The organism is Vibrio sp. 10N.261.51.F12, from assembly GCF_041471725.1.
Lineage (GTDB): Bacteria > Pseudomonadota > Gammaproteobacteria > Enterobacterales > Vibrionaceae > Vibrio.
Genome location: NZ_JBFROV010000019.1, coordinates 218,515 through 224,805, shown reverse-complemented (window position 1 = coordinate 224,805; position 6,291 = coordinate 218,515). Strand labels below are relative to the sequence as shown.

At 43.3% G+C, this 6,291-nt stretch carries 5 protein-coding genes; 4 read left to right on the top strand and 1 reads right to left on the bottom strand.

Annotation, left to right across the window (positions count from 1 at the left end):
- The first annotated feature begins 115 nt into the window (after positions 1 to 115).
- The 3 genes from AB4405_RS13625 (at position 116) to AB4405_RS13615 (ending at position 4,285) form a co-directional block, all read left to right on the top strand.
- Positions 116 to 1,429, top strand: a complete 1,314-nt coding sequence (locus AB4405_RS13625; RefSeq protein WP_372061312.1) for a porin — start codon at positions 116 to 118, stop codon at positions 1,427 to 1,429.
- 411 nt (positions 1,430 to 1,840) lie between these two features.
- The gene (locus AB4405_RS13620) at positions 1,841 to 3,037 is read left to right on the top strand and encodes a porin (protein WP_372061311.1); all 1,197 of its coding nucleotides are present in this window, start codon (positions 1,841 to 1,843) and stop codon (positions 3,035 to 3,037) included.
- Between the two features lie 351 nt (positions 3,038 to 3,388).
- Complete coding sequence (locus AB4405_RS13615; RefSeq protein WP_372061309.1) at positions 3,389 to 4,285, top strand: hypothetical protein; 897 nt, start codon at positions 3,389 to 3,391, stop codon at positions 4,283 to 4,285.
- Positions 4,286 to 4,352: 67 nt separating this feature from the next.
- On the opposite strand, the gene AB4405_RS13610 is transcribed toward AB4405_RS13615, so the two are convergent.
- Entirely contained in the window at positions 4,353 to 5,231 is an 879-nt protein-coding gene (locus tag AB4405_RS13610) for a LysR family transcriptional regulator (RefSeq protein ID WP_372061307.1), read from the bottom strand.
- A gap of 91 nt (positions 5,232 to 5,322) precedes the next feature.
- Between AB4405_RS13610 and AB4405_RS13605 the strand changes: the two genes are divergently transcribed.
- Positions 5,323 to 6,204 (top strand): DMT family transporter, encoded by an 882-nt coding sequence (locus AB4405_RS13605; RefSeq protein ID WP_372061306.1) that lies wholly within the window; start codon positions 5,323 to 5,325, stop codon positions 6,202 to 6,204.
- Positions 6,205 to 6,291: the final 87 nt, after the last annotated feature.

Below are 6,291 nucleotides of genomic sequence, written 5' to 3'. Positions count from 1 at the left end.
AAATATAACAACTACGTAAACCTGTCCCCCAATAGTGGTATTTTAAAAATAATTTCTATTTTTAAATGGGGTATAAAACCTAAAAAATGGATAACAATTAAAAGGAAATAACAATATGAAAGGTCTGTTTAAACTTTCTACACTCGCCATCTCTATTTTTGCTGCTTCGCATGCCAATGCTATTGAACTTTATAATGACGAGGCAACCGTCGTTAATATGACAGGCGCAATCGCAGCGCAAGTCAGTAAATATGACTATGATGAATCTACAATTATGGGAAGTCCTGCAGGCCTAGACTACAACAGTGATGCTACCCACATTGAAGACCCAGGTTCCTATTTTGGTTTTGACGTTACGCATACGATTGGTAAATGGTCTGCACTCGCACGTTTAGAGTGGGATGTTAACTTTGGTACTAAGACTGACATCAATGCAGATTTCTCTGAAAAAGAAGCATTGAGTCAGCGTATTACTTACGCCGGGTTTCGTCATGAAGACTTTGGTAGTGTCACTATTGGTCGTCAAGAAAGCCCATACATGAAAACGGACAAAGGTTACTACGCGTATTGGGCAGGCGGTTTAAACATGATGCAATCCGATGAACTAGGAAGCCGCCGCTCGCCAAACACCATTGTGTGGCAACATGACTTTGACAATTTGTACGTGGGCCTTCAGTACCAAGCAAAACGTTCTGTAGATAACATTAAATTTGGCAATGGTTTGAACTATGGTTCTTTTCTGTTAGGCGTGAACGACAATCAAGCTATCAACTTAGATACGAGCACATTAAATTCATCTCCTATCTCGATTGATAGTGGTTTTGGTGGCGCGGTAACATATACTTTCGCAACTGATACGTATGTTGCTCTCGCTTATAACCAAGCCGATGGTATCAACGGAACACTTTATAATTATCTTGGTGAAGGCAATGGTACAGCTGGGCTTATTTCGGCATCAGATGCTGAAATCAAACAGTTTGCTTTTGCAGTTGAACAACATTTACTGGATGGAGGCTTGTCACTTTCTGCACGATTTGAACAATTCGATGCAAAGAATGGTAGCGGTTCTAATTTAAATCAACCCAACATTGGTATTTCAAACGTCGCGACACCATTTGATACCACATCAACCAACTTTGGCCTAGGTGCCAATATGTATGTATCTGAAACTGTGCGTATCTACGGTGGTTACGAAATGGCTGAAGAAAAAGACAACATTACCGGTAATAAACTCTCTGAAGTGACCATGTTTAATCTCGGTGCGGCCTACGCTCCTGTACCTTGGGGCGAGATTTACCTGGAAAGCTACTATGATGACGTAACACTTAATCAAGCGGCTGAATACAACTCTGATGGCGCTATTCCTGGAACTAGTGGCGTTACATCAAAAGGCACGCACTTCTTCCTAGGCGCAGCCGTTTTCTTCTAAGTTTTACTTTAATAACGTCGGCCCTATCAATCTAGCCCTTAAGTTCTCTTAAGGGCTTTTTTACATCTCATCAACAACCTAAGTAATTAGCAATGTCCAATCGCAGTCCATTAAACTGCTCTACAACCCACACGGTGCCTTCATCAATTAAATCCATCAATAGAACAACGTCATTACCCGCAAGTTATCGAATGCATAAAAACTTATAAAAAAATAATTTGTGATAACCCTCATGAATAAAAAGACTATTTATCAATAGACTGCTTGCGATAAATGTTGATTATTACGATAACTTAGTTCATTAACAATCATTATACATATCAATAATCAAAGTATTATCTAATTAATAAAGCAGTCGCTAGTATTTCAAACAAACACTAGCTTTTAATTACCTAATATAAGTACAAAAATATGAAACATTTAAATTTTTCTCACGCCCTTTCCTTGCTGACATTGGCAACTTTTTCTTCCACCGCAGTGGAGCTTTACAGCGATAACAATACAGAACTTACCATGTATGGTGCCATTGCCGCTCAGATGAGCAGCTACCATTACGACCCCGAATCGCCAATGGGCAGTGCCGACGCTATTGGTTATGAATCTGGCAATCTGTATGTTGAGGATCCCGGTTCTTGGATGGGCTTCGATGTGGTTCACACTTTAGGTGACTATCGAGCCATCGTGAAGCTTGAGTGGGACGTCAACTTTGGTACGCAATCCGACGAATCGGAGATCGCACTTGCACAGCGCCAAACTTATGTCGGCTTTGGTCATACAAACCTTGGCGAGATTACGATTGGTCGACAAGAAAGCCCTTATGTGAAGTCAGACATTGGGTATTACTCCTACTGGGCGGGCGGTTTGAATATGATGCAGTCGGATCAACTTGGCAGCCGTCGCACTAAAAATACGTTAGTGTGGAAGAAAGAAACCGACAACTTTTATATTGGACTTCAATACCAAGCCAAACGTTCTGAAGACCATATTGGCTTTGGTAACCGTTTAAACTTTGGTGCATTTCTGCCTGCGGTCAGTGACGAAATTACCATTGATAGTGGGTTTGGGGCGGCAACCGCTTATACCAATTCTTGGGGAACGTATTTCGTCGCCGCATACAACCAAGCCGATAATATATCGGGAAGTGTCATCGATCTGCTCGGAGACATATCTCAAGATATCATTCTAAAAGATGCCAATATCAAACAGTTTGCGCTGGGTGTCGAGCATCATTTCTTTGAGGGTACGGCGTCACTATCCGCACGATTTGAGCGTTTTGAAGCACGCAACGGTTCAAGTGGCACACCATTCAACACGACCACCGATAACGTTGGCCTTGGAGCAAACGTTTATGTCACCGACTCTGTTCGCGTCTATGGCGGGTATGAATTTGGTATTGAGCGAAACAATGACACAAACGCGATTGGAACCAAGACGTCAATGTTTAACATTGGTAGCGCCTGGGCACCTGTTCCTTGGGGCGAAATCTATCTAGAGTCCTACGCAGATGCGGTGACTCTCAATGATTCAACCAACTGGGTTGCAGGCGGCACCCACGATTATTATGGGCAAAATGTACACGTATTCTTGGGCGCAGCTGTTTTCTTTTAACACCATCCAGCACTTTGTTAATGCCATGCGGTTCGTAATATCACGAAAAGCTGCGGTTGTGATATCGCATGTTGTTGGTGTTAACAGCGCCCTCTTGTGTCAATTCATGTTGGAAGAGCGGTATATTGCTGCTCTTCCATCATGTTTGAAGGCCTTTCACAGGTGGCTACCGCCTTTAAAGCGTCTTTAGCCTACGCTGTCTCTCCTCATTCAACGTCTCCTACTTTGTCGGTCACCGAATGCATATCAACAGAGCACGATCAGCCGTCTTTCGAGTAAGATCACAACAAAGTGCTATTATTTTACATAGAGTTGTATTGATTAAAGAATAGACAACAAGGAAGGTAAGGTATGTACGACCTAAAAAAAGAGTATGACCAATTTGGCCCTTGGTTGGTCGAAATTAAGTCTGAACAAGACATTCCGCCTCAGTTCTTCGAGCAACAGCACTTCTTTGAAGATGCACTCTATAGCTTCAAAATTCCGGTGCATCAAGAGCGAAGAAACATGAAGCCGGGCATGTTGTTGTACCCTGAGGTGGTGATTATTCAAAAAGAGTTCATTCTACATTTGAAAATCGATGGTGAACGCATTCATGCCGATAAGATGTGGTACACCGATGTGCTGTTTCTCACCCATGGAGGTGACCTGCTCGACAACTTTATTGGATTACAATCAATCCAAGGCGAAATGGTTATCAAATATAATCTGGTGTCACAAGATGTCGCCAGCAGCGTCATTAAACTGTTGCGCGAAATTGTTTCGCCTAGAAATGCGTATCCAATCGCTACTGAAACAAGCGACCAATCCTTAATGGATAAGGTGACCTACAGCTTTTACTGTGGAACAGAGCAAATACTTGAACCTTTGCATATTCTGGCATACCAAAGCGAAAAGTTGCTCACCGATCGTAAACGAAGTAGCTTAATGGACCTTTATCATAACTTTACTCAGCACAAATTATTGCGCTCAATGATCATGACCGATGGCGTTGACCTTATCATTGCCAATCAGGGAAAACACATCATTGATGTCAAAGACACCAACTACAAATTTGGTCACACCTTTATTCGCCTTGATTTGATTGAAAGCGTCTCCATCACTCCCCATGCACACTTTCCTGAGCTCAATAATTTAATATTGAAAGTTGGACTCTGCGATTTCACGCTCGCCGTCGATAATCAATTTTCGATCAATAAGGTAACTGAGCTTCTTCATAGCACAAGCTTGATCGAAGAACCGGCTTAGTGAAGCCGGGGCAGGCAGTTAAACCTTTCGTCGTCTCCTTTGTGTGGAGACGGCCACCATATGGTGGTTAACACTGTTGCTGGAGCCAATTGGCCAATTTTTTGATCTCAACCTGTCTTGCTCGACTTTTCTTATACACGAAATAGAAATGATCACCCGTGTCTAGACCATGAGAAGGCACCACAACCAAATCTTGAAGATCTTTGTCGGTCATCATATAACCATTGGCAAAAGCAATTCCTTGGTCGTATTTGGCGGCTTCTACCGCCAATAACATATGGCTAAAATGTTGCATATCAAGACCATGCGGTAATTCAAAACCACCCGCTTCACACCATTTATGCCAATCTTTGCCTCTTTCGTGCAAAACAGAATCGGTCGACAAAATCGGGTAGTTCCAAAGTGCGTCAGGAAACGGCTGGTCATGGATCTCTTTCCAAATCTTTTGACTGCACACGGGATAAAGGACTTCGTTGTATAGTGGCTCTGCAACGTAGTTGCGCGCAGGTTGTTCTACCGTAATAAAGCAATCGCCGGTTGCATCCGATAAATCGGGGTCTTCGGCAACCATGTTGAGTGTCAATTCTATTTCCGGATACAAACGCTTAAATTCAGACAATCGTGGGATCAACCATTTGACCGCCAGTGAACTGTACAGAGCGAGTCTTATCGTCCCCTGCTCTCCTTCTCTTATCCGCTGACTCGCTTTGGCAATAGAGGCGATCGCGGGATTCACCTCTTCGAGATACTGCTCTCCAGTTTCTGTCAGCGAGAGCTTTCGACCCTGTCTCAAAAACAAGGGCTCACCTAAATAATCTTCAAGTAACCGAATCTGATGACTGATGGCACTTTGAGTGACATTGAGTTCATCGGCAGCTTTCGAAAAGCTTAGATTGCGCGCCACTGATTCAAAATAATGAACGGAGCGTAAGGGAGGGAGCTTCATTATCTAAATATCTCATACTAAGTAAATATTTATCACTTAACTTCATCCTATGACATCACTATGCTCTCGTAAAGTAGCAAAGGAGAACAAAATGAAAAGCATGTCAGTCGGCACCGCAATGTTATTGCTTGTCTTCGGAAACCAAATAGCAATCTTGTCCGATGCGCTGATTAAAAGCGTAGGGAATGACGTGGCTGTTTTTCAATTCGTGTTGTTTCGTCAGCTTTCGGCCGTGCTCATTCTATTACCGCTATTTTTGCTCAGTAAACCTAAAAATCTCACTGAAGGCATTAAATGGCACGCGGTCAGAGCACACGTTTGGCTGTTTGGCGCCATCTTCATGGTATACGCCATTTCTGCTATGCCACTAGCCACAGCGAATGCCATTTTTTACGCCGCCCCGCTGATGATGTTGCCACTAGCGTCGCTGTTCTTTAAAGAAAAACTGTCGTCACAAACCATTGCTGCCGCAGTAATGGGGTTCGCAGGTGTATTAGTGATTATCAGGCCAGACCAAATCGACTTAGCAGCACTCGCCGCGCTTGTCGTTGCACTGACCATTGCCACCAATAACCTACTGATACGAAAGCTACCCAGACACCAATCAGTTGTTCACACCCTGTTCGTGACCAATCTTGTCGGTATTCCCGTTTCATTGTGCTTAGTTTACCTAGAGGGTGAAGCATGGGATTGGAGCGCATTCCCAACGGCAGCGGCGTCAAGTTTGTTTATATTGATTTACGCAGCCACGTGTGTAATGACCTATCGGTCTGTGGACAGCAATAAGATCGCCAGCGCCGAATACAGCGGGTTGGTCGGTGCCGTCGCAGTTGGGTTACTTTGGTTCGACGAAATGCCCGATATCTTCATGGCCGTTGGTACGCTTATGATCGTTATTCCTATCATCTGGCTGACTAAGCATGAAAAAAAGCGCAACAAGTCGCATAATCCATCAGCACTAATTGACGGATAAGTGATCTGTGTATTAACAGAACAGGAATGTGGTTTGTAATATTTTTTAACATTCCATATACTTGATAGTGAACCCTGATATGGAAAA